The organism is Psychromonas sp. KJ10-2 (assembly GCF_047323255.1).
In the GTDB taxonomy this organism is placed as follows: Bacteria; Pseudomonadota; Gammaproteobacteria; order Enterobacterales; family Psychromonadaceae; genus Psychromonas.
The window spans coordinates 3,316,031-3,340,442 of the sequence record NZ_CP178827.1 but is presented as its reverse complement, the minus strand read 5'-3'; the positions used below and the strand labels follow the sequence as shown (position 1 = coordinate 3,340,442).

15 protein-coding genes, 3 tRNA genes, 3 rRNA genes and 1 pseudogene are annotated in these 24,412 nt (G+C 40.1%); 11 read left to right on the top strand and 11 right to left on the bottom strand.

Going from position 1 to position 24,412, the window contains the following annotated elements; translation table 11 throughout:
* Position 1: 1 nt before the first annotated feature.
* Both flgM and ACLKL2_RS16310 read left to right on the top strand, forming a co-directional pair.
* Positions 2-322, top strand: a complete 321-nt coding sequence (gene flgM / locus ACLKL2_RS16315) for a flagellar biosynthesis anti-sigma factor FlgM (protein WP_113820369.1) — start codon at positions 2-4, stop codon at positions 320-322.
* Between the two features lie 23 nt (positions 323-345).
* Entirely contained in the window at positions 346-765 is a 420-nt protein-coding gene (locus tag ACLKL2_RS16310; RefSeq protein ID WP_413692491.1) for a flagella synthesis protein FlgN, read from the top strand.
* A gap of 79 nt (positions 766-844) precedes the next feature.
* Here the strand turns inward: ACLKL2_RS16310 and ACLKL2_RS16305 are convergent, their stop codons facing one another.
* Together ACLKL2_RS16305 and ACLKL2_RS16300 are read right to left on the bottom strand one after the other, a co-directional pair.
* Positions 845-1,324 (bottom strand): LPP20 family lipoprotein, encoded by a 480-nt coding sequence (locus tag ACLKL2_RS16305; protein ID WP_413692490.1) that lies wholly within the window; start codon positions 1,322-1,324, stop codon positions 845-847.
* Positions 1,325-1,743: 419 nt separating this feature from the next.
* The gene (locus tag ACLKL2_RS16300) at positions 1,744-2,280 is read right to left on the bottom strand and encodes a FlgO family outer membrane protein (RefSeq protein ID WP_413692489.1); all 537 of its coding nucleotides are present in this window, start codon (positions 2,278-2,280) and stop codon (positions 1,744-1,746) included.
* A gap of 528 nt (positions 2,281-2,808) precedes the next feature.
* Here ACLKL2_RS16300 and ACLKL2_RS16295 point away from each other — a divergent pair.
* Positions 2,809-2,885, top strand: a tRNA-Arg gene (locus ACLKL2_RS16295).
* A gap of 555 nt (positions 2,886-3,440) precedes the next feature.
* Here ACLKL2_RS16295 and rrf read toward each other — a convergent pair.
* The 5 genes from rrf to ACLKL2_RS16270 form a co-directional block, all read right to left on the bottom strand.
* Positions 3,441-3,556 (bottom strand): 5S ribosomal RNA (rrf, locus tag ACLKL2_RS16290).
* 149 nt (positions 3,557-3,705) lie between these two features.
* Positions 3,706-6,590 (bottom strand): 23S ribosomal RNA (locus ACLKL2_RS16285).
* A gap of 442 nt (positions 6,591-7,032) precedes the next feature.
* Positions 7,033-7,107, bottom strand: a tRNA-Ala gene (locus tag ACLKL2_RS16280).
* Between the two features lie 44 nt (positions 7,108-7,151).
* Positions 7,152-7,228: transfer RNA gene (locus ACLKL2_RS16275), tRNA-Ile, on the bottom strand.
* A gap of 148 nt (positions 7,229-7,376) precedes the next feature.
* Positions 7,377-8,918, bottom strand: a 16S ribosomal RNA gene (locus ACLKL2_RS16270).
* Together the 16S, 23S and 5S rRNA genes with 2 tRNA genes alongside form the textbook arrangement of a ribosomal RNA operon.
* A gap of 587 nt (positions 8,919-9,505) precedes the next feature.
* On the opposite strand from ACLKL2_RS16270, the gene rapA reads away from it, so the two are divergent.
* The 4 genes from rapA (at position 9,506) to pntB (ending at position 16,424) form a co-directional block, all read left to right on the top strand.
* Positions 9,506-12,418 (top strand): RNA polymerase-associated protein RapA, encoded by a 2,913-nt coding sequence (gene rapA / locus ACLKL2_RS16265; protein ID WP_413692488.1) that lies wholly within the window; start codon positions 9,506-9,508, stop codon positions 12,416-12,418.
* Between the two features lie 69 nt (positions 12,419-12,487).
* The gene (locus ACLKL2_RS16260; RefSeq protein WP_413692487.1) at positions 12,488-13,156 is read left to right on the top strand and encodes an RluA family pseudouridine synthase; all 669 of its coding nucleotides are present in this window, start codon (positions 12,488-12,490) and stop codon (positions 13,154-13,156) included.
* A gap of 353 nt (positions 13,157-13,509) precedes the next feature.
* Entirely contained in the window at positions 13,510-15,051 is a 1,542-nt protein-coding gene (locus ACLKL2_RS16255; protein WP_413692486.1) for a Re/Si-specific NAD(P)(+) transhydrogenase subunit alpha, read from the top strand.
* Between the two features lie 2 nt (positions 15,052-15,053).
* Complete coding sequence (gene pntB / locus ACLKL2_RS16250) at positions 15,054-16,424, top strand: Re/Si-specific NAD(P)(+) transhydrogenase subunit beta (RefSeq protein ID WP_113817837.1); 1,371 nt, start codon at positions 15,054-15,056, stop codon at positions 16,422-16,424.
* Positions 16,425-16,495: 71 nt separating this feature from the next.
* Here the strand turns inward: pntB and ACLKL2_RS16245 are convergent, their stop codons facing one another.
* On the bottom strand, positions 16,496-17,287 hold the full coding sequence (locus ACLKL2_RS16245) for a M48 family metallopeptidase (RefSeq protein WP_413692485.1): 792 nt from the start codon (positions 17,285-17,287) through the stop codon (positions 16,496-16,498).
* Between the two features lie 77 nt (positions 17,288-17,364).
* Positions 17,365-18,569 (bottom strand): annotated as a pseudogene (locus tag ACLKL2_RS16240) (multidrug effflux MFS transporter).
* Between the two features lie 152 nt (positions 18,570-18,721).
* On the opposite strand from ACLKL2_RS16240, the gene ACLKL2_RS16235 reads away from it, so the two are divergent.
* Entirely contained in the window at positions 18,722-19,690 is a 969-nt protein-coding gene (locus tag ACLKL2_RS16235) for a LysR family transcriptional regulator (protein ID WP_413692484.1), read from the top strand.
* Between the two features lie 61 nt (positions 19,691-19,751).
* On the opposite strand, the gene ACLKL2_RS16230 is transcribed toward ACLKL2_RS16235, so the two are convergent.
* Entirely contained in the window at positions 19,752-20,819 is a 1,068-nt protein-coding gene (locus ACLKL2_RS16230; RefSeq protein WP_413692483.1) for a branched-chain amino acid aminotransferase, read from the bottom strand.
* A gap of 196 nt (positions 20,820-21,015) precedes the next feature.
* Complete coding sequence (locus ACLKL2_RS16225; RefSeq protein WP_413692482.1) at positions 21,016-21,648, bottom strand: alpha/beta family hydrolase; 633 nt, start codon at positions 21,646-21,648, stop codon at positions 21,016-21,018.
* A gap of 326 nt (positions 21,649-21,974) precedes the next feature.
* On the opposite strand from ACLKL2_RS16225, the gene ACLKL2_RS16220 reads away from it, so the two are divergent.
* The 3 genes from ACLKL2_RS16220 (at position 21,975) to ACLKL2_RS16210 (ending at position 24,320) form a co-directional block, all read left to right on the top strand.
* Complete coding sequence (locus ACLKL2_RS16220; RefSeq protein ID WP_413692481.1) at positions 21,975-22,313, top strand: hypothetical protein; 339 nt, start codon at positions 21,975-21,977, stop codon at positions 22,311-22,313.
* The gene (locus ACLKL2_RS16215) at positions 22,274-22,504 is read left to right on the top strand and encodes a GNAT family N-acetyltransferase (RefSeq protein WP_413694348.1); all 231 of its coding nucleotides are present in this window, start codon (positions 22,274-22,276) and stop codon (positions 22,502-22,504) included. Before ACLKL2_RS16220 ends, ACLKL2_RS16215 begins: the two co-directional genes overlap by 40 nt.
* A 532-nt stretch (positions 22,505-23,036) precedes the next feature.
* On the top strand, positions 23,037-24,320 hold the full coding sequence (locus ACLKL2_RS16210; RefSeq protein ID WP_413692480.1) for an HAD family hydrolase: 1,284 nt from the start codon (positions 23,037-23,039) through the stop codon (positions 24,318-24,320).
* The last annotated feature ends 92 nt before the right edge of the window (positions 24,321-24,412 follow it).

The window sequence follows — 24,412 nt, the reverse complement described above, 5'->3', positions numbered from 1 at the left end:
TATGAGTATAAATATCAACCGTCAAACATTACAAAATAGTATTGCGATTGACCAAAATAACTCACTCAAGAAAAGTAATGGCAACATCGCCGATAAGAAAGAGGTGCAAAATCCACACAAGGATTCTGTGCAACTAACATCGCAAGCAGTGAATCTAAATAAAATGCAAAAACAAGCTTCAAGTGAGTCTCAAGTGGATATGAAACGTGTTGAAACATTAAAGGCAGCTATTTTAAAAGGCGACTATAAGATTAACTCAACACAGTTAGCTGAAAATATTGGCAAGTTTGAACATGATTTAAGCGACGCCTATTCAAGTTAAACTGTTAACTTAAAGAATACCCTATGTTAAAAGACCAGTTAAATGAGTTATTAAATACGATTCAAGTTCTCCATGAGACACTCGATAAAGAGAGAGCTTGCCTTAAAGAAAAGTCATTCGATACACTCAACCTTATCTTGTCTAATAAACAAAAACAGCTACAAGCCATCAACCAGGCTAATCAAAAAATCAGCACTGAAGATAACTTAAGTCAAATCCAACAAGATAATGATCTACAAATGTTAAGAACTAAAATTGAAGATCATTTAAATGAGTGCCAAAAAGATAATGATATCAATGGGCGTCTCATTGAATTAAGTATGCAAAGCAATAAACACCTGATGCAAGTACTTACCCAAGCTAAAGGACAGAACTCTGTTACCTATGATCAAAAGGGTGTGTTAAACAGCGCGAGCTTATTGGGTAAAAATATCCAAGCCTAGTCTGATTAAACCTCCTCTCCTCCAGATCAAATACTCCCTAACTTCCAGCAGAAATAATCATGACTGAACCGTTAATTCATTAATAATAGATTTTACTTGGTACCTGAATGACCTCACTTCGATCCGTAAACTCAGCGTTTTTAAGGAAAGGTAAGGTCTCCATATTCAATCCTAATTCAGTGATATACAAGTCATTCTCATGATAGCTACGCAATACCTTCGCTCCTCGAACTAGGCCTTTCACCTTAGTACTTAGACCATCGTTACGTAATTGATACTGCTGTACGCTATTTTCAGAAGTTAACATGACACCATACACTTGCTCTGCTAATTCTTTATAAGCTTCTAACTTTGATGCCTTTATCGCATTTAGCATCTTTATATCATCCGTTGCACCTGATTGCGCACTCATAGTGGCATAACCAACGGCAACAAATTTATAAGTATCCACTTTTTCGACCTCCACCACCTCTTTTTTAAAGAGTGAACAGCCAGTTAAGAGAAAATTAGATAAGATTAACGCTACCAATAAACGCCTCTGTAGTATAAAACTGAACATCGAAACTCCTTACATATAGGCTAAATCGCCCTATTAACTTCAATACTAATAATGTTAACTAAGTAACCTTAATTCCCGTAATAAATAACCAACTCGCCAACAAGCAGTAAGTTACCTTCACAAGCATATAGATCAGTTAATTAGTGTGCTGATATAAACAAGCAATATTCATACCTACAATGCATTAACTAAGAAAGGGAGGCTTTATTTAACAGTCGGAGAAAGGAGTGTAAGGGTTAACGTGTGTTGTCAGGACAGCAACACACAGTAATGTATTAGATGAGTTATTTATTCAACAAGGCGTACTGATACACGATTATTATCATTAGTACTATTGCGTGAAATGTAGTTTCTAGGGCGATAATCATATACACCACCTACAAACATACGTTCAGGTATAAATGCGCTAGTCGTTGACTCTACCGCGTTATCAGTTGCATTAACGATACGTACATTAACAATAACCCCTCTTCATTACGTGAAATGGTACCTGTCAAAATACGACTAACATCTACATTCTTATTAAGTTTTTTCCAATCTCTTGTTACAGCAAACTCACCGGCAGGGGTTACTTGGATGTTACCTGTTAACTTATAATCGACAATACGTACTTGTCTTATATGAAGCTCATGTATAAATTGCTCAGAAATAGTTTGTCCTAACCAACTCGTATTATTGTAATCATTGAGATCAACTAAAGAGGTTAATGCCAAAGAATTGTTATGGTATTGGTCATTGTAGTTATACAAAAGCTGATCTGCCATTTTACTGACTATTTCAGAGAGAATTAAAGACTTCTTACCTTGAAAGCTATAAAGGTGGCCATATCCATTAGAACCTGTTTTCACGCCACCAGTATCGCTGTCTTTATCAGATAAATAATTATGACTAGTAGAATGGGCAATATAATAATAAAGATAGTTATCACTATTACGAGCCACTTCTTTGTCCTTCATTGCATCATATTCCTCAGCCGATATAACTCTAACCGCAGAACATCCCTGAAGCATAAAAATTAATGTCGAAATAATTAGTAGTATTTTCATTAAACCCTGCCTTGGTAATAAAATGTTATCTGATATTAGTATCGGCGAGATCTACTATAACTTTAGAGATAATAGTAATTATATTAAATAAGGGGACAAACTTTTAACAAGAGAGTGATTGATACCAATCATAGTAAGTAACTGATCTATTTTACTTGTTAAAATAACTTATTTTTTCGTTGTAAGTTTCGTATAGGGAATAACCATTTACATCAACTTACGCCTCAAACTAAGCCATTTTTCCGGCGCAAAACTTAGATCAGTTATTTAATACAATTGGTATAAGTAGCTCCCCTAAGATTCACAATGAGTTAGTGTAAAAACTATCTACGCATTATAATGACTATTATAAAAGGTATGAAATTTCTTCATAGGTGAGCAGAATAATGGTTAATGATACTTATAAGAAAAAATAAGTTATATTAATCAACATACTTCCGGGACGTAGCTCAACTGGATAGAGCAGCCGCCTCCTAAGCGGCAGGTTGTGGATTCGATTTCCACCGTTCCGACCAATACCCTATAGATTTTTATAATAAATAGAAATCAGTAGCGATAGTCATAAGCTAAAACTCAAAATAAAAACAAAGACACTGCAGGCTGAAGCCAGCGCCCCAAGGTCAAAAGATGTTTCGTAATTGGGAGGGTAAATTTCAATAAGCCAGATACTCTCGAATTTTAGACATAAAAAAACCCTGTCGACGCAAGTCAACAGGGTTCGTTTAATGAGACGCTTGGCGCTGGGTGAACATTGCTCATAACCCATCGCTGTCGCGATATTCGCCCTACTGTCACACATAAGGGTGGCGACTGCGTCACTACTTTGTTTATCCCATGTAAAAGTAGTCATCGGCGTCTAAGCGATCAATAACGAAAAAACCCCAGCCTTCTTTCGAAGACTGGGGTTTATCGTTGTTAGGCGCTTGGCGATGGAAAGTCGTCGCAGAGCTCCTCCGCTCGTGACCCTTACCTGTCGGTAAACTCGCCCTACTTTCTGCGTAGTTCACATAAATCAACACAATTAAAAAAGCCCCACCGGAACTAACCAGTGGGGCTATTTTAAATGAGGCGCTTGGCGATGACCTACTTTCACATGGGGAGACCCCACACTATCATCGGCGCAGCTGCGTTTCACTTCTGAGTTCGGCATGGGATCAGGTGGTACCACAGCGCTATGGCCGCCAAGCATAAATTGTAATTAGGAAAGTGATGTTCTAATGTTCTTGTTTTTTGCTCTATCTAATCAGCATTATGTAAATACGCTATCACAAGCGCTTATATTTTAACGTCTTCTTTGACAATCTTGGTCACATAACAACACTACTTAGGTGTTGTATGGTTAAGCCTCACGGGTAATTAGTACAAGTTAGCTCAATACGTTGCCGCACTTACACACCTTGCCTATCAACGTTGTAGTCTCCAACGGCCCTTTAGGGAACTTAAAGTTCCAGTGAGAACTCATCTTGAGGCTCGCTTCCCGCTTAGATGCTTTCAGCGGTTATCGATTCCGAACGTAGCTACCGGGCAATGCTATTGGCATAACAACCCGAACACCAGCGGTTCGTCCACTCCGGTCCTCTCGTACTAGGAGCAGCTCCTCTCAATTCTCAAACGCCCACGGCAGATAGGGACCGAACTGTCTCACGACGTTCTAAACCCAGCTCGCGTACCACTTTAAATGGCGAACAGCCATACCCTTGGGACCGACTTCAGCCCCAGGATGTGATGAGCCGACATCGAGGTGCCAAACACCGCCGTCGATATGAACTCTTGGGCGGTATCAGCCTGTTATCCCCGGAGTACCTTTTATCCGTTGAGCGATGGCCCTTCCATTCAGAACCACCGGATCACTATGACCTACTTTCGTACCTGCTCGACGTGTCTGTCTCGCAGTTAAGCTGGCTTATACCATTGTACTAACCTCACGATGTCCGACCGTGATTAGCCAACCTTCGTACTCCTCCGTTACTCTTTGGGAGGAGACCGCCCCAGTCAAACTACCCACCAAACAGTGTCCCAAACCCCGATTCAGGGGCCATGGTTAGAACTCAAAACATACAAGGGTGGTATTTCAAGGTCGGCTCCACCGCATCTGGCGACGCGGTTTCAAAGCCTCCCACCTATCCTACACATGTAGGCTCTAAGTTCACTGCTAAGCTATAGTAAAGGTTCACGGGGTCTTTCCGTCTAGCCGCGGGTACACAGCATCTTCACTGCGATTTCAACTTCACTGAGTCTCGGGTGGAGACAGCATGGCCATCATTACGCCATTCGTGCAGGTCGGAACTTACCCGACAAGGAATTTCGCTACCTTAGGACCGTTATAGTTACGGCCGCCGTTTACCAGGGCTTCGATCAATAGCTTCGACCTAAGTCTAACCACATCAATTAACCTTCCGGCACCGGGCAGGCGTCACACCCTATACGTCATCTTACGATTTAGCAGAGTGCTGTGTTTTTAATAAACAGTTGCAGCCATCTGGTATCTTCGGCCCCCAACAGCTTAGAGAGCAAGTCTCATCACCGTCAAGGGCGTACCTTCTCCCGAAGTTACGGTACCATTTTGCCTAGTTCCTTCACCCGAGTTCTCTCAAGCGCCTTGGTATTCTCTACCTGACCACCTGTGTCGGTTTGGGGTACGATCCTCATATTTCTGAAGCTTAGAGACTTTTCCTGGAAGTATGGCATCAATGACTTCACTACCTTAGTAGCTCGACATCGCGTCTCAGTATATAGCAACCCGGATTTACCTAAGTCACCTACCTACACGCTTGAACCTGGACAACCATCGCCAGGCCCACCTAGCCTTCTCCGTCCTCCCATCGCAAAATATAAGGGTACGGGAATATTAACCCGTTTCCCATCGACTACGCCTTTCGGCCTCGCCTTAGGGGTCGACTCACCCTGCCCCGATTAACGTTGGACAGGAACCCTTGGTCTTCCGGCGGGGAGGTTTTTCACCCCCTTATCGTTACTCATGTCAACATTCGCACTTCTGATACCTCCAGGATGGTTTACACCTTTCCCTTCGACGGCTTACAGAACGCTCCTCTACCACGCGTATAAATACGCGTCCGCAGCTTCGGTGATATGTTTAGCCCCGTTAAATCTTCCGCGCAGGCCGACTCGACTAGTGAGCTATTACGCTTTCTTTAAAAGATGGCTGCTTCTAAGCCAACTTCCTAGCTGTCTAAGCCTTCCCACATCGTTTCCCACTTAACATATACTTTGGGACCTTAGCTGGCGGTCTGGGTTGTTTCCCTTTCCACGACGGACGTTAGCACCCGCCGTGTGTCTCCCATGATTGCACTTGTTGGTATTCGGAGTTTGCAAAGGGTTGGTAAGTCGGGATGACCCCCTAGCCTTAACAGTGCTCTACCCCCAACAGTGATACATGAGGCGCTACCTAAATAGCTTTCGAGGAGAACCAGCTATCTCTTGGTTTGATTGGCCTTTCACCCCCAGCCACAAGTCATCCCCTAATTTTTCAACATTAGTGGGTTCGGTCCTCCAATTGATGTTACTCAATCTTCAACCTGCTCATGGCTAGATCACCAAGTTTCGGGTCTAATCCCAGCAACTATTCGCCCAGTTAAGACTCGGTTTCCCTACGGCTCCCCTAAATGGTTAACCTTGCTACTGAAATTAAGTCGTTGACCCATTATACAAAAGGTACGCAGTCACGGAATAAATCCGCTCCTACTGCTTGTACGTACACGGTTTCAGGTTCTATTTCACTCCCCTCACAGGGGTTCTTTTCGCCTTTCCCTCACGGTACTGGTTCACTATCGGTCAATTAGGAGTATTTAGCCTTGGAGGATGGTCCCCCCATATTCAATCAGGATTTCTCGTGTCCCGACTTACTCGTTTTCACTGTAAAGAAGTTTTTGTGTACGGGACTATCACCCTGTACCGTGGCACTTTCCAGAGCCTTCCACTAACTTTTAAACAGCTTAAGGGCTGTTCCGATTTCGCTCGCCGCTACTGTCGGAATCTCGGTTGATTTCTTTTCCTAAGGGTACTTAGATGTTTCAGTTCCCCTCGTTTGCTTCGCTATGCTATGTATTCACATAACGATGACACTAAGTGCCGGGTTGCCCCATTCGGAAATTCCAGGATATAACGCTTGTTATCAACTCCCTGGACTTATCGCAGATTACCACGTCCTTCATCGCCTCTAATTGCCTAGGCATCCACCGTGCACGCTTATTCACTTAACCATACAACACCTAAACAGTGTCTAAATGTGTATGTTGTTTCCAAGACGCTTGCGACTCTCATATTTACATATGAAAAACGTTTACGTTTTTCGTGCACCTAACACTCTAAGAGTGTGTAGATACGTACTCATTACATTTGCATGTAATGCGCATTTGTGTTCACATTTACTTCGTAAAAATGAACTATTTGCTTGATTACAATACTAAAACCTGAGTTTTAATATTGAGAACTTGTTTAATTCACGTTAATGAATTAAACATTTCGTTTTATTTATCACACCAATCAAGTTACAAGTAACTCATTGTTTTTGTGCGATAAATAAGAACATTTATCAGCTTTCCTAATTGTTAAAGAGCAGACTTTTTCGTTAAAAAAAGCCTTAGATAAAATGTGTTGTTTATCTAAGGCTTCTCACATGTTGGTCACTTCGTTTAAATGAAGTGGTGGAGCTATGCGGATCGAACCGCAGACCTCCTGCGTGCAAGGCAGGCGCTCTCCCAGCTGAGCTATAGCCCCAACATGGTTTGTATAAATAGCAATCCAATTTCAATACAAGAAATTGGTGGGTCTGGGCAGATTCGAACTGCCGACCTCACCCTTATCAGGGGTGCGCTCTAACCAACTGAGCTACAGACCCATCTAGAGTCTATCTATACGTCTCTTTACTTTCTAATCAAACAATCTGTGTGGGCACTCGATGAGTATTTGCGGAGCAAAAACTCATGCCGACAGGTTTATTTGCCTAAGCAAATTCACCGAAAGGCTTGTCAATGTGTTTCTTTACGTAAGGAGGTGATCCAGCCCCAGGTTCCCCTAGGGCTACCTTGTTACGACTTCACCCCAGTCATGAACCACACCGTGGTCATCGCCATCCCGAAGGTTAAGCTAATGACTTCTGGTGCAGCCCACTCCCATGGTGTGACGGGCGGTGTGTACAAGGCCCGGAACGTATTCACCGTGGCATTCTGATCCACGATTACTAGCGATTCCAACTTCACGGAGTCGAGTTGCAGACTCCGATCCGGACTACGACAAACTTTAGGAGATTCGCATACCATCGCTGGTTAGCTGCCCTTTGTATTTGCCATTGTAGCACGTGTGTAGCCCATCCCGTAAGGGCCATGATGACTTGACGTCGTCCCCACCTTCCTCCGGTTTATCACCGGCAGTGTCCCTAGAGTTCCCGGCATAACCCGCTGGCAAATAAGGATAAGGGTTGCGCTCGTTGCGGGACTTAACCCAACATTTCACAACACGAGCTGACGACAGCCATGCAGCACCTGTCTCAGAGTTCCCGAAGGCACTCTACTATCTCTAACAGATTCTCTGGATGTCAAGGGATGGTAAGGTTCTTCGCGTTGCATCGAATTAAACCACATGCTCCACCGCTTGTGCGGGCCCCCGTCAATTCATTTGAGTTTTAACCTTGCGGCCGTACTCCCCAGGCGGTCTATTTAATGCGTTAGCTTTGAATCCCACAGCATATAGCCACAAAATTCTAATAGACATCGTTTACTGCGTGGACTACCAGGGTATCTAATCCCGTTTGCTCCCCACGCCTTCGCGCCTCAGCGTCAGTCTTTGTCCAGGTGGCCGCCTTCGCCACTGGTATTCCTTCAGATCTCTACGCATTTCACCGCTACACCTGAAATTCTACCACCCTCTACAAAACTCTAGTTAACCAGTTTCAAATGCAGTTCCAAGGTTGAGCCCTGGGATTTCACATCTGACTTAATTAACCGCCTACGCGCGCTTTACGCCCAGTAATTCCGATTAACGCTCGCACCCTCCGTATTACCGCGGCTGCTGGCACGGAGTTAGCCGGTGCTTCTTCTGCGAGTAACGTCACAGCTGCACTCTATTAAAGTACAACCTTTCCTCCTCGCTGAAAGTGCTTTACAACCCGAAAGCCTTCTTCACACACGCGGCATGGCTGCATCAGGCTTGCGCCCATTGTGCAATATTCCCCACTGCTGCCTCCCGTAGGAGTCTGGACCGTGTCTCAGTTCCAGTGTGGCTGGTCATCCTCTAAGACCAACTAGGGATCGTCGCCTTGGTAAGCCATTACCTTACCAACTAGCTAATCCCACTTGGGCTACTCTTATGGCGTGAGGCCCGAAGGTCCCCCACTTTGATCCGGAGATGTTATGCGGTATTAGCAGTCGTTTCCAACTGTTGTCCCCCACCATAAGGCATATTCCCAAGCATTACTCACCCGTCCGCCACTCGTCAGCAAAGTAGCAAGCTACTTTCTGTTACCGTTCGACTTGCATGTGTTAAGCCTGCCGCCAGCGTTCAATCTGAGCCATGATCAAACTCTTCAATTTAAAGTTTAATTTGCAACCTAAGTTGCGACTCAATATTACTGACTAAAACTATGTACCGAAGTACAATGTTATTCTGAATTAATGAATTAATTCGTGTGTCACTAAGTATTGATGTTACCTAACTAAGTTAGGATTTCTAATTTGAAATCACATCAACAATAAGTGCTCACACAGATTGTTTGATTAAATTGTTAAAGAGCGGCCTTTCGGCTAGGCGGCGTATATTACGCGCCTTTCGAACAATGTCAACGTTAATTTTCAACTTTATTTCGAAGCGAACTTCGAAGCGTTTACTGCGTTTGTTTTGTTCTCAAACTCGCTGGGTAACTTGCGTTCCGTCCCGTGTCTGTGGGTGCGCATTATAGGGATTAAGATCACATTGGCAAGCGTTTTATTACGATTATTTGCAATTTAATATCGTTTGCTTAATTAACATACAAACCACCTATTCCTCTTCATTTATATGCTATTTTTATTTTTATCTATTTATTAGATTTATCACTAGTACCTTTGAATAGGATTTAGGTAACATACGCGCCTTTTCTGCTATTAAGTTTTGTTTAGTTACAATTGATGAGTGAGTTTTTATGACATTTTCGTTAGGCCAGCGTTGGATTAGTGACGCTGAATCAGAGTTAGGGTTAGGTACAGTAGTCGCAATAGAAGGACGCATGTTAACGCTGTTATTTGCAGCTTCAGGAGAACAACGTCTTTATTCGATAGAAGAAGCGCCAGTAACACGTGTTCGTTTCAATATTGGTGATGAAGTATTAAGCCATGCTGATTGGTCTTTATTAGTAACAGATATACAAGAAGACGAAAATATCATTACTTATATCGGTACACGTAAAGATACCGGTGAAGAAACCCAATTAAGAGAAACCTTTCTAAATAACTTTATTAAGTTTAATAAACCACAAGATAAGTTGTTCGCAGGTCAGATTGATAAGTTTGATCGCTTTGTATTGCGTTATAAATCTTTATTGAATCAACATGAGCAACAACGTTCTCACTTACGTGGTTTATTAGGTGCACGTGTCGACCTTATCCCTCATCAGTTTTATATTGCAGAAGAAGTAGGTCAACGCCATGCGCCACGTATTTTACTAGCGGATGAAGTTGGCCTAGGTAAAACCATTGAAGCTGGCCTGATTATGCATCAACAATTGATTACTGGTCGGGCAAAACGTGTCTTAATTGTTTTACCTGAAAACCTACAGCATCAATGGCTAGTTGAAATGCTGCGCCGTTTTAACTTACATTTTAGTATTTTTGATGAATCACGTTGCGAAGAAGCTTATTTAGATGCTGTTAACCCTTTTGATACTGAGCAGCTGGTACTATGCAGCATTGACTTATTACGTAAACAAAAGCACTTAAAGAATGCATTGTTAGCTACTTGGGATCTTATGATCGTTGATGAAGCACATCATCTGATTTGGGATAAAGAGAAACCTAGCCCACAATATAACGCAGTTGAGAAATTAGCGAACGAAATTCCAGGTGTATTATTATTAACAGCAACGCCAGACCAGCTAGGGCATGAAAGTCACTTTGCACGTTTGCGTTTGCTTGATCCAAACCGTTTTTATGATTACCAAGCTTTTGTAAACGAGGAAGCGGGTTATAAACCTGTGGTCGAGGCAGTTAACCAACTACTTGATGGTAAGATCTTAACCGATCAAGCTAAAAACAGCATTACTGAGCTGTTATCAGAACAGGATGTAGAGCCATTACTTAAAACCATTTCAGATATTACAATAGACCCAGAGCAACAACAGGTGGCACAGCGAGAATTGATCCGCGGTTTATTAGATAGACACGGTACAGGGCGTTTATTATTTAGAAATACACGCTCTGCGATCAAAGGTTTCCCTAAGCGTTTATTAAAATCAGTTGCGTTAACTTTACCTGATCAATATAAAACCGCACTTAAAGTATCAAAAATGATGCCTGTGGGTAATCTTGAAGAACAAGCCTTCTCTGCTCTTTACCCTGAACAAATCTATCAAGCTTTTGAAGCTTCCACTGATAACTCTTGGTGTGCATTTGATCCGCGTATTAGTTGGATCATTGATCTTGTTCAGCAAAACAAAGACGAAAAAATACTGATCATTGCCGCTCAAGCACAAACGGCATTAGCTATTGAAGAAGCATTGCGTACACGTGAAGCGATCAAAGCGGCTGTTTTCCACGAAGGTTTATCACTCATTGAGCGCGATAAAGCAGCGGCATACTTTGCACAAATAGAAGATGGTGCACAGGTAATGGTCTGTTCTGAGATTGGTTCTGAAGGTCGTAATTTCCAGTTCTCACATCACTTAGTATTATTTGATCTGCCAATTAACCCTGATTTGCTTGAGCAACGAATTGGCCGATTAGACCGTATTGGCCAACGTTGTGATATCCAGATTTATACGCCATACCTTAAAGACACTTCTCAGGAGTTTTTGCAACAATGGTATGAGCAAGGTTTATCTGCTTTCACACAAACAACACCAACAGGCCATACTGTTTATGAATCAGTAAAAGATGAACTCATTAATTTATTGGCCACAGGTGAAAATGATCAAGACCAATTAGCGCAATTAATTAAACGCACTGCAACACTTAATTCAGAACTGAAAGCCAATTTAGAGCAAGGTAGAGATAAGTTATTAGAGATTAACTCTAGCGGTGTTTTACAAAACAGTAACTTACTTGATGATATGACGCAGATTGATCAGCTACCGCACTTCACTGGCTTTGCACTACAGATGTTTGATGTCTTAGGTGTGCAGCAAGAAGATAGCAGCGATCAATGCTTAATCTTGAAACCGACCAGTAATATGTTAGCAAGTGATTACCCAGGGTTACCAGAAGAAGGGGTAACGGTGACATTTAATCGTCAAACGGCATTAAGTCGCGATGATGTTTCCTATTTAACCTGGGAACACCCTTTGATCAGCCATGGTATGGAGATGGTATTAAGTTCAGATACAGGTACCACTTCTGTTGCCATCTTAAAAAATAACTCATTACCGGCTGCTTCAACATTCCTAGAGTTAATCTATGTTGTTGAAGCGTTAAATACTGATAATGCACAATTAAGTCGCTTCTTACCAACAACACCAATTCGCCTCTTATTAGATAAGAATGCTAAAAACTTGGGTGAGAATGTAACTTTTGATAGTTTTGATCGCCAATTAACGCCGATTAATCGTCATATTAGTCGCAAAGTGGCGAATGCTTCACAAGCATTAATTCATCAGCTAATTAAACAATCACTGCCAACAGCACAATCGTTAATGGCAGACATTCTTGATGAAGCGAAACAAAATATGCAACATACGCTACAACAAGAAAGAGATCGTTTATTAGCATTAAAAGCGGTGAACCCTAATATCCGTGAAGAAGAGATCCAACATATTCGTGATCAACAAACTAACTTTGAACAGATTTTAGATAATACACAGCTGAAATTAGATGCAATCCGTTTCATCGTCTCAACTCACACTTAATCTAGCATTAACAAGTACAGGTTATTAAGTAACTCTTAACCTGTACTGTTCATTACATCGGTAACCACTATGCCTAATTTTGTTTATAACCCACCAATGTCCCCTTATTTGAATATTATTCATCAGGATCAAGATATTGTTGTACTCAATAAGCCCTCTGGATTATTAAGCGTACCAGGCAGAGATCCTTGGCATAAAGACAGTTTAGCGTTACGTGTTTTACGTGTATGGCCTGAAGCTTGTGTAGTGCATAGATTAGATATGGCAACCTCTGGCATTATTATTTTAGCCTTACGTAAATCAGCACAAAGTCATATGGGGCGTCAATTTCAACAAAAAGTCATCGATAAAACCTACTTCGCTCGTGTAGAGGGGATTATTAAAGAAGATAGTGGCTTAATTGACTTGCCTATACGTTGTGACTGGGAAAATAGACCGCGCCAAATTGTTGATTTTGAACAGGGTAAAAGCTCTCAAACTGAATGGCAAGTGGTCAAAAGAGAACAACAAACTACCCTCGTTAAATTAACGCCGTTAACGGGAAGAACACATCAATTACGTGTGCACATGCAACAATTAGGTCACCCTATTGTTGGTGATGAGTTTTATGCAACTGCATTTGGTAAGCAATATTCACCAAATCGTTTAGCATTGCATGCGGCTAGTATCACTCTTACCCATCCATCTACGGAATTACGTGTTAGTTTTGAATGTCCTCCCCTTTTTTATAAAATTTAACAATTGAGTATGAAAATTAATCTCTTGTATTTATTTGTTAACATTAGATTTACAATTGAGGTTACTTATTATCAATGGTTATATTAAGTAACCTTTATGTAGCATAAAAACTATGTAAAGAACCTTAAAATGGTGGCGTTCCCCGTATTTTTCACTAAGCTTTAACCTGCTGAAAATTGTCGTAATACACAATCAACTCGACAAGTTTATAAAACAATCAAACGCGTTATCTGGCTTTGTGGTGTTAGCGCTATTTAAAAAATGCAGGTGATTTAGGTCAGCTGCATTTTTTAAATGACACCCAAAATAAACCTCGATAACAATCTTTAACAATAAGCGATCATGGAATTACTATGCAGATAGGTATACCTAGAGAGATCCAAGAAAATGAAAACCGTGTAGCGGCAACACCTAGTACTGTTGCACTACTAATTAAACAAGGTTTCACATTTCTTGTAGAACAAAACGCAGGATCAGCGGCAAGCTTTTCTGATTCATCTTACCAAGAAGCGGGTGCTGAAATTAGCACAGAAGCTGAAGCAATTTTACAATCAGACATTATCTTTAAAGTTAATGCACCGACTCAAGCAGAGATTCAATTAATCAAAGAAGGCGCTACATTAGTAAGCTTTATTTGGCCTGCTCAAAACCCAGAACTATTAAAGCAACTGGAAGCTAAAAACATCAGCGTTATCGCGATGGATAGTGTTCCTCGTACTTCTCGAGCACAAGCATTAGATGCACTAAGTTCAATGGCAAATATTGCTGGTTACCGTGCTGTTATCGAAGCTGCCAACCAATTTGGTCGTTTCTTTACAGGTCAAATCACTGCTGCGGGTAAAGTTCCACCTGCTAAAGTATTGATCGTTGGTGCTGGTGTTGCTGGTCTAGCTGCTCTTGGTGCTGCTGGTAGCCTTGGTGCAATCGTTCGTGCATTCGATACTCGCCCTGAAGTAAAAGAGCAAATCGAAAGTATGGGCGGTGAATTCCTTGAGGTCGATTACGTTGAGGAAACAGAAGTAAGTACAACGGGTTACGCTAAAACAATGAGTGAAGGTTATCAAAAAGCGCAAGCTGAAATGATGGCTGAACAAGCTAAAGATGTTGATATCATCATCACAACGGCACTTATCCCAGGTAAACCAGCACCTAAGATCATTTCTGAAGATATGATCAAATCAATGAAACCAGGTAGCGTGATTGTTGATTTAGCAGCAGCTGCTGGCGGTAACGCAGCATTAACAGTGAAAGACGAAGTGTTTGAAACTGAAAATGGCGTTAAAATCATTGGTTACACTGACCTACCAAGTCGTTTACCAACACAATCAAGCCAACTGTACGCAACAAACCTAGTTAACTTGATGAAACTGCTTTGTAAAAACAAAGACGGTCAAATTGATATCGACTTCGAAGATGAAGTTATCCGTGGTGCAACGGTTGTTAAAGAAGGTGAAATTTCTTGGCCACCACCAGCAATTAACGTAAGTGCTGCACCATCCCCAAAAGCGGAAGAAAAAGTAGAAGAAGTTGTTGAAGAAAAAGAACCAAACAAATGGATTAAACCTGCTGCTGCTGTTGTTGCTGCTGGTCTATTTGGCTGGTTAGCAAGTGTTGCACCTACAGACTTCCTAGCACACTTCACTGTATTTATTCTGGCATGTATTGTTGGTTACGGTGTCGTTTGGAATGTTGCACATTCACTACATACACCTTTAATGAGTGTAACAAACGCAATCAGTGGCATCATCATCATCGGTGCATTGCTACAAGTTGGTAGTGACAACAACGTCGTCACAGCTCTTTCAACGATTGCAATTCTTATTGCAACCATCAACATAGTGGGCGGTTTCACCGTAACACACCGTATGTTGAAAATGTTCCAGAAGGATAAATAAACATGTCTCAAGGATTAATTACAGCTGCGTACATCATTTCAGCTATCCTATTCATTGGTAGTCTTAACGGCTTAAGCAGCCAAGAAAGCGCAAAACGCGGTAACCTATTCGGTATTATCGGTATGATCATCGCGATCGGTGCAACTATTGCTAGCTCACAAGTGAGTGGCTTAGGTTACATCACTATCGCAATGGCAGTTGGTGCTGGTATCGGTGTGCGTTTAGCATTAAAAGTTGAAATGACTTCAATGCCTGAACTAATCGCTATCTTACATAGCTTCGTTGGTTTAGCTGCAACTTTCATCGGTTTCAACTCATACTTAGATCATGCTGTTTTAGCACCTGCTGCACAAACTATTCATGATGTAGAAGTATTCTTAGGTATCTTTATTGGTGCAGTTACTTTCACTGGTTCTATCGTTGCATACGGTAAACTAAGCGGTAAAGTAAACAGTGCAGCTTTATCTCTACCTGGTAAAAACTGGATCAACATTGCAGCAGTGACAGCAGCAGCACTATTATTAGTTGCTTTTGTTAGCGGTGATTTAGGCTTAACAGCACTTATCATTATGACTGTGATTGCATTAGCATTTGGTTGGCATTTAGTAGCTTCTATTGGTGGTGCAGATATGCCAGTAGTAGTATCAATGCTTAACTCTTACTCTGGTTGGGCTGCGGCAGCAACTGGTTTCATGCTAGCAAATGACTTACTTATCATCACTGGTGCATTAGTAGGTTCAAGTGGTGCGATTCTTTCTTACATCATGTGTAAAGCGATGAATCGTTCATTTGTAAGCGTAATCTTAGGTGGCTTCGGAAATGAAGAGTTTGCACAAGGCGATCAAGAGTACGGTGAGCACACAGAAACAACAGCACAACAAGTAGCTGAGTCTCTAAAAGCGGCTAAAAACATCATCATCGTACCTGGTTACGGTATGGCTGTAGCACAAGCGCAATACCCTGTAGCTGAAATTACTAAGCAATTACGTGCTAAAGGTAAAAACGTACGTTTCGGTATTCACCCAGTTGCAGGTCGTTTACCAGGCCACATGAACGTATTACTTGCTGAATCAAAAGTCCCTTACGATATCGTATTAGAGATGGATGAGATCAACGAAGATTTCCCTGAAACTGATGTAGTATTAGTTATTGGTGCAAATGATACAGTTAACCCAGCGGCAAATGAGCCAGGTACACCGATTTCAGGTATGCCAGTACTTAACGTTTGGGAAGCTGAGAAAGTCGTTGTATTTAAACGTTCAATGGGTGCTGGTTACGCTGGCGTACAAAACCCACTGTTCTTTAATGAGAACTCTGAAATGTTATTAGGTGATGCAAAAGCATCGGTAGATGCAATTCTATCTAACCTTTAATTTAATGTTTTAATTAAAAATGCCGAATCAATTGATTCGGCATTTTTGTTTGTATTGCATAATAAAATCAATTAAGCACGACAATTTGGAGCTTGTTCGTTGGTTTGTTTAAGGTCCTTCAATTCGCTTTGTAAATCATTAATACGCGTTGTATTTGAAGGGTGAGTAGATAAAAACTCCATCGGCTCAGAACCACCCGAGGCAATCGCCATATTCTTCCATAGCTCGACACTTTGTTCCGGGTCAAAACCCGCTTCGCTCATCAAGTGTAAGCCTACGATATCGGCTTCCGATTCTTGCGCTCTGCCATAGGGCATAGTGATACCATATTGAACACCTAACCCCAATGCTGCTAAGCCTATCTCAGAATATTCACTGCCACTCACAGCCACACCAATAGCCGAAGTCCCTATACCTGTAATTTGGCTTGAGGATAGACGTTCATTAGAATGATTTGCTTGCACATGTGCGATTTCATGACCAATCACTGTCGCCAGTTGATCTTGGGTTTTAGCCACAGCTAATAGACCAGTATAAACACCAATTTTACCACCTGGTAAGGCAAAGGCATTAACTTGATCACTATCGAAAACCACCACTTCCCACTCATCGAAATCGGGTTGAGCACCTAGAGTATCAGTTATCTGTTTACTCACACATTGCACATACGCATTAACTGCAGGATCTTGATTAATGGTTTCCTGTTTTTTTATCTCTTCAAAGGAATTTGCCCCTAAAGTCGCCATTTCTGAACCATCAAATAACAATACTTGATTGCGTCCAGTGGGTGAAGAGGTGACACAAGCAGCAAGTAATAGTGAACTACTAATGAGGGATAATTTAGGTAGAAAGTGTTTCATCATAACTCCATTGACAAAAGTGTAATGGAGTTATTATCTCAAGCTAATACTGAGAATGCGAATAAATTTGAAGCAAGTTGTTAAGCGTAACTAGGACGCTCTTGATGCCAATGTTTATATTTAGGTAGCGTCATAATAACTAACAACAACAGACCGCTACCACCAATCATTAATATAGCTGCATAAGGGCCAGTTAAACTAGTTTGTTGTAATAACCCAGTTAATATAGCTGCGCCAGTCATTTGAATACAACCTAATAACGCACTGGCCGTCCCCGCTCGTTCACCAAAAGCGCTTAACGCCATCGATGTGGCTGGTCCTAATAACAGCGCAAAGCCAATACATAAAAATAGCATAGGTGACATATAATATAATCCACCTATTAGTAGGCTAGTAAAGGTAACTGTTGCAGCACTAATTGCAGCGCACCAGATAAGACCATCAGCCATAATGCAATACTAACCGTTTGGTGATTACCGACCTTTTTAATCACTTTAGGCGCAGCAAAACAAGCAATAATATTAATGATCGCATTAAAACCAAACAGGTAACTAAAGGTTAATTCAGACAAACCTATATGTTTAATGATCCAACTCGGCGCATAAGACACATAGGTTAAAATACTCGCCATACCAATCATACAAGTCAATGCATAGAAGATAAATTGACTATTAGCTAATACCGGTTGATAACGCGCCCAACGGTATAAAGCAGCATGATTATTAGCATGTTCAGGACGCGTTTCTGGTAATCTGAAGGCAACAATAAACAAGACTAAAACAGCAAACGCAGTCATAAAGATAAACGAAGCTCTCCAACCAAAATGTAAAGCTAAAAAACCACCTAAGGTAGGTGCTAAAGCGGGAATAACACAAATAACACCATTCAAATAACTATAATAGTGCGCACTTTGTTGTGCATTAAATCTATCTCTCACGGCACTAAATACCACAATCGATGTAGCGCAAGCTGCAATCCCTTGTAGTACACGCGCAAGTTGTAAATATTCAAACTGAACCACGACTGACGCAAAGAAACTACTTGCGATATACAAACAAATACCGACTAACGCAACCGGTCTACGGCCATATCTATCTGCCAATGGGCCAATTAACACCTGCCCTATCCCCATTGATAAAATAAACAATATTAATGTCGATTGAACCTGTGTATCTGATACACCAAATTCAACGGCCATTTCAGGCATAGATGGTAAATAGATATCAATGGCCAGAGGGCTTAACACCACCATCATCATTAGGATAGGTAACAACTTACGACTCATAACTCTCTCTTTGAACAATAAAAAATAACTAAATTAAATAATATAAAACGTCGATTTGTGACATTAAACAGATAACAATGCTAGTGTAAATCAACTATGATATGAATAGAAATGGTATTAATTCAGCTCTTATTTTCCCTATAGGAATATCTATGCATATCGATAAACTCACTCGAATAGACCTTAACTTATTAGTTATCTTACAAGTCCTTTTAGAAGAGCAAAGTGTTACTCGCGCGGCAACCCGTTTAAATGTCAGCCAATCAGCGTTGAGCAAAAGTTTGTCTCGTTTACGCCTACATTTACAGGATCCTCTATTTACTCGGACCGCGCATGGGTTAAAGCCGACGTCACATGCTTTGCATTTACAACAACATTTACCTAAGTTACTGCAAGGTTTATATCAATTAACACAAGCACCTAGTTTTGACCCTGTAAACAGTGACCGACATTTTTCTATCAGTATGTTAGAAAGCGCCTACGCGACATTATTGCCTACTTTTATCGGACCTTTATTACAACAGGCCTGTCATATCCATTTAGATGTATTGGGCTGGAAAGAAGGCTCAATGCAAGATTTACAGAAAGGTAAAGTTGAATTCGGTATTACAGGTATAGATTACGGTGAGAGACAACAATTAAAGATAGATAACTTACCCGATGAATTAGCGTATAAAATTTTATTCAGTGACCATCAAACCTGTTTAGTCAATGATCAGCACCCAGCACTACAACGTGTTAAGAATAACACATGGGATATGGAGAGTTATTTATCCTGTAATCACTTACAAGTAAGCTGTGATGGTAATAAGTTTTGGGCCATTGATTTTGCACTAGACCGACATAACAAACAGCGCAATATCATCAGTACGTTGCCAGATTTTTATGGTGGCGCAAGTGTTTGCGCGCACAGTGATTTAATTTTCACTTTACCAAGCAGCTTTGTTCCACATGCCCAAAAACTCTATCCGCTTAAACAGATCCCATTGCCTTTTCCACTCAATGGAATGGCTTATGTTTTATTATGGCATCGAGATAACACAGATGAGCCTGGCCATCGGTGGGTAAGAAATATGATTTGTGATAGCATTGATAATGTATTTAAATATGATATCAAGTAGATATTATAAAGGCGCTAAATAGCGCCTTTATAATATGCAGGTAACAAAAAAGAGTGAGTGATTAGCACTCTACTTTTTCTATCCAACCAAATTTATCTTCACGAAGCCCATACTGAATACCTGTTAGTTCATCGTATAAGTTACGAGAAACTTCACCGGCTTTATTATCATTGATAAAGTAATCAACGTCTTTCCAACATAGTTGGCCTACTGGAGAGATAACTGCTGCCGTACCGCAACCAAAGGCTTCAGTAATTTTGCCACTTTTAATATCAGCTAAGATATCTTCAATTGCTACCTGCTCTTCAGAAACAGTGTAACCTAGCGTAGGTGCTAGTTGTAAAATAGAATCACGCGTAATACTCGGTAAAATACTGCCGCTTAATTTAGGTGTTACAATATGATCTCCATAAACAAAGCAAATGTTCATCGCGCCAACTTCTTCGATATATTTACCGTGAATTGCATCTAACCAAAGTACTTGAGAGTAACCTCGTGCTGCAACATCTTCAGACATGTATAAACTTGCCGCGTAGTTACCGCCAGTTTTTGCTTCACCAACACCACCCACAACAGCACGACGGTATTTATCTGCAACATAAACAGAAACAGGTGCAAAGCCATCTTTAAAGTACGCGCCAGCAGGGCCTGTAATAATAAAGTGCAGGTATTTATCACTTGCACCTAGACCTAATTTAGCACCTGTCGCGATCATGGTTGGGCGAATATATAATGATGTACCATTTTTTTCAGGTACCCATTTATTATCTATTTTCAGTAGTTCCATTAATGCATTAAGGTGAAAGTCGACATCGACCTCTGGCATAACCATACGCGCAGCAGAACGATTAAAACGTTTAAAGTTCTCACGAGGACGGAATAAATGAATATCCCCTTTCTCTGTACGGTAGGCTTTCATACCTTCAAAGATCTCTTGACCGTAATGTAAAACCGAAGCTGATGGGTCTAATTGCAGCGTTTGATAAGGTTTTATTTCAGCATTTGACCATTTTTGATTCACATCATAAGTTTGTGTAAACATATGGTCGGCAAATACTTCACCAAAACTAAATTCTGCTGGACAGGCATTTCGCTCTGCAACTGCTAGCGGTTTGATATCAATTGACATGTAACTCCCTTCTGTAACTAAATGCTTTACGACAATGGATGAAAAGTACAGGTATCATTGCTTATATGTCGACCGAATGCCGATTTTAAAAAATAATCAACAATACATCCACACTTCTTTTACAAATAAATGCAGATTAAGCTAATTTATTATGCAAACAGTGAATAGTATTAAAACAACTGCCTATAAAACAGACTTATTTATCCAAACACAGGCACTGTTTAATATAGTCTGCTAAATAATCGATAGTAGACTGGATATGTTGCTCATGTGTAAAACCACTTTTAACTCTCGGTTTTAAATCATGATCGCCATCTTCTAACCAATGCCATTGCAATGCATTAGGCAAACCATAAGTTGCTACCTCTTCCTGACTCCCTAATTTATCTCTAGTGCCCTGTATTATTGCCAAAGGCACTTTAACCTGACCTAGATGCTCAATACGCAGTTTGTCTGGTTTACCTTGTGGATGAAAAGGATACCCTAAACAAGCAACACCTTTTACTTGCGGTAAGAGATGCTCAGCCATTACTAAACTGGCCATACGTCCGCCCATTGATTTACCGCCTATCACCATAGGTTGTTCGAAGCTATTAATGAGCTGTACAAACTGTTCAATTAGCTTGGGAGCTCGCTCAGGTGGTCGGGGGCTCCCTGTCTCAACTCGTTGCTGCATATAATTAAAATTAAAACGAGCAACTCTAATGCCTTGCTTTGCTAGTCCTTCACTAACTTGCTGCATAAAATCAGAGCTTAAAGGCGCGCCAGCTCCATGTGCAAAAATGAATAAAGGACCCGTTGCAGGTCCATCAAAAATTATTTCCATCATATTCTCAATTAATGACTAAAAATCAATAATACCTATTATACCAACCACTTGTTTACATTACCTATAATACCAATCATAGTAAGTAACTGATCTATTTTACTTGTTAAAACAACTTATTTTTCGTTGTAAGTTTCGTATAGGGAACAACCATTTACATCAACTTACGCCTCAAACTAAGCCATTTTTCCGGCGCAAAATTTAGATCAGTTATTTAATACAATTGGTATAAGCCAGTTTAAATGAGTAAAGTTTTGCCCCGCTGAATAAGTTAATTTAAGATGTAAAACAGACCATTTCAGGATTTGTTTAAAGACTTAAGGAAGATAATGCAAATAACTATCCCAGATAATATGCAAAAATGTAGTTTAACGCAGGTTGCTTTATTAAGAGACATTGCCATTGAAACCTACCAACAGACTTTTGCAGAGAGTAATAGTGAAGCCTTATTACAAAAGTACTATCAAGAATCATTGAATATAAACCTGCTTTCAACGCAGCTACAAAATCCAGAAAGTGAATTTTACTTTATTTATTCGGCGCCTATTAGCGACCAAACAGCTCAGATCGCTGGATTTTTAAAACTTAATGTTGGCAGTGCCCAGACAGATATTGCAGACCCTGATGCATTAGAAGTAGAAAAGATCTACCTAGACCAAAAGTTTTAGGTAAAGGGCTAGGCCATCAGCTAATCAACTTTGCGGTTTCTCGAGCAGAACAACAAAACAAGCAATATCTATGGTTAGGTGTTTGGGAAGATAACCAACCCGCATTAAAGTTCTACAACAAAATGGGCTTTTCAAATTCGGCGAGCACGGCTTTGATATGGGCGGAGATATCCAAACCGACTATTTATTAAAAAAGCGCTTAAAGTAAGGTTTTAAAGGCAAACCTTACCTAAATTGGTATGTTGTTAAGTTAGCTGTTGCAGTAGTATATCTATCTGATAATTCAACTTAACAATACATTCTCACTATCGCATTGATAACTTTTATTATTAATGAGATATGGTCGAGGTTAATTAAGGCCCTTATAGGATTAATATAAATTTACTTTAGGTGCTTCTCCAAGCTTAGCTCCTCTCTTTACAAACACTTATCTTTTTTAGGTAACATATATGTGTTTATATAGAAAACATCGAGAAGCCACCTAGTAAATACAACAGTCGTGCGTAATAGACACGTCAGCCTTAATTAAAAAATGTCTAAATAATAAAATAATTGAATCAGTATAAATCTTAAAGTAGGTATACGGACATCATCAGTAACGTGGAAAGTGTCGTTATTTCTTTCCTATAAAAACAATAAACTGATGCTTTACTTCAAACATTTCATGTCAATGTAATTCAAGGACTTTTTTGAATTTATACATGGTCTGAAGGATGATTAATTATGATATTAGTAAAACAAAAAGTTAAAAAAATTAAGTTAAAAATCCTCAATAGATGCATTAAACTAATAAAGCGATTGTATCGAAATAATGACCTTAAAAAGTTAATTGATAAGAGTGATGTCGTCTCCTTCGATATTTTCGATACCGTTATCGTCAGAAAGGTACTTAATCCAGCAGATATTTTTACTATTGTAGAAAAATTATATATTAAAAAGTATGGAACGCTTAGTTTCGAATTCAAAAAGGCCCGCACCCAAGCAGAGCCCGAAGCCACTAAAATAGCCAGTGAAATCAGTGGTGTTCAATCACTCAATTTAGACGAAATTTACCGTCATATCCAACAAAAGCAAAATCTCGATATAAAAATAGTAGATAGATTAAAAGCATTAGAAATAGAGACAGAGCAAAAGTTTTGTGTCAAAAATGAATATATGCACACGTTTTATCAATATTGCATCGATAACGGCAAAAAAGTTATTTTTACATCGGATATGTATTTACCAGAAAATGTTATCACTAACATTCTCCACGACAATGGCTACACAACGTTTAATAAACTTTATTTATCTTCCACTATACGTAAGTCTAAATCTAAAGGTGCTTTATTCAGTCACATTTTGAACGATATCGCTTGCCCTCCTTCTAGCATCCTTCATATTGGCGACTACTTTTATGCCGATATTATCAATGCGATGAAAAAAGGTATTAAGACCTATTATTACGAAAAGCCCAGTGAACGCGCATTTCAACGGCCAGAATGTAAAGCATTAAAAGAGCGATATAATAATTGTTTATCGATGGATGAATCTATTTACTTTGCGACCGTTATTAATAAAGTGTTTACGCGTAGAGATAATAACAAAGCCAACCTTTGGTATGATTTTGGATACATATACTGTGGTATTATCTATTTAGGATTTATTCGCTGGCTCACCACTAACCTTGTTGAGCAAAAAATCGATAAGGCATTTTTCCTCGCTCGTGACGGATACATGATGCATAAAGTTTATAACTTAATGAATCAAGGTAAAGCAGTGCCACCCAGTCATTATATGTATGCGTCTCGAAGAGCAATTAACATTCCTACTATATGCAATGAAATAGATGAATCTTCACTAAAATTATTATGTAATATTTTTCCCAATTTAAGTGTAGAGCATTACCTAGACAGAATACAGATCAACTCAGATCAACATATAAGCAAAATAATCGAGGCAGGCTTTACAGGTAAAACGGATAAAGTCGTCTCGACAGAAGACAAAAAAATTAGCGAACCTTTTTAAATTATTAACCAAAGAAGTCTGCCAAGTTTCCGCTAATGAACGAAAGAACTTAACAAGCTACTTACATCAAATTGGTTTTCTAAAACCTGGAA

Excerpts from the sequence above, each read along its gene's own strand:
- flgM (WP_113820369.1), top strand. The coding sequence starts at position 2 with ATGAGTATAAATATCAACCGTCAAACATTACAAAATAGTATTGCGATT.
- ACLKL2_RS16210 (WP_413692480.1), top strand. The coding sequence starts at position 23,037 with ATGATATTAGTAAAACAAAAAGTTAAAAAAATTAAGTTAAAAATCCTC.
- ACLKL2_RS16220 (WP_413692481.1), top strand. The coding sequence starts at position 21,975 with ATGCAAATAACTATCCCAGATAATATGCAAAAATGTAGTTTAACGCAG.
- ACLKL2_RS16305 (WP_413692490.1), bottom strand. The coding sequence starts at position 1,324 with ATGTTCAGTTTTATACTACAGAGGCGTTTATTGGTAGCGTTAATCTTA.
- pntB (WP_113817837.1), top strand. The coding sequence starts at position 15,054 with ATGTCTCAAGGATTAATTACAGCTGCGTACATCATTTCAGCTATCCTA.
- ACLKL2_RS16225 (WP_413692482.1), bottom strand. The coding sequence starts at position 21,648 with ATGATGGAAATAATTTTTGATGGACCTGCAACGGGTCCTTTATTCATT.
- ACLKL2_RS16235 (WP_413692484.1), top strand. The coding sequence starts at position 18,722 with ATGCATATCGATAAACTCACTCGAATAGACCTTAACTTATTAGTTATC.
- ACLKL2_RS16310 (WP_413692491.1), top strand. The coding sequence starts at position 346 with ATGTTAAAAGACCAGTTAAATGAGTTATTAAATACGATTCAAGTTCTC.
- rapA (WP_413692488.1), top strand. The coding sequence starts at position 9,506 with ATGACATTTTCGTTAGGCCAGCGTTGGATTAGTGACGCTGAATCAGAG.
- ACLKL2_RS16300 (WP_413692489.1), bottom strand. The coding sequence starts at position 2,280 with ATGAAGGACAAAGAAGTGGCTCGTAATAGTGATAACTATCTTTATTAT.
- ACLKL2_RS16245 (WP_413692485.1), bottom strand. The coding sequence starts at position 17,287 with ATGATGAAACACTTTCTACCTAAATTATCCCTCATTAGTAGTTCACTA.
- ACLKL2_RS16230 (WP_413692483.1), bottom strand. The coding sequence starts at position 20,819 with ATGTCAATTGATATCAAACCGCTAGCAGTTGCAGAGCGAAATGCCTGT.
- ACLKL2_RS16260 (WP_413692487.1), top strand. The coding sequence starts at position 12,488 with ATGCCTAATTTTGTTTATAACCCACCAATGTCCCCTTATTTGAATATT.
- ACLKL2_RS16255 (WP_413692486.1), top strand. The coding sequence starts at position 13,510 with ATGCAGATAGGTATACCTAGAGAGATCCAAGAAAATGAAAACCGTGTA.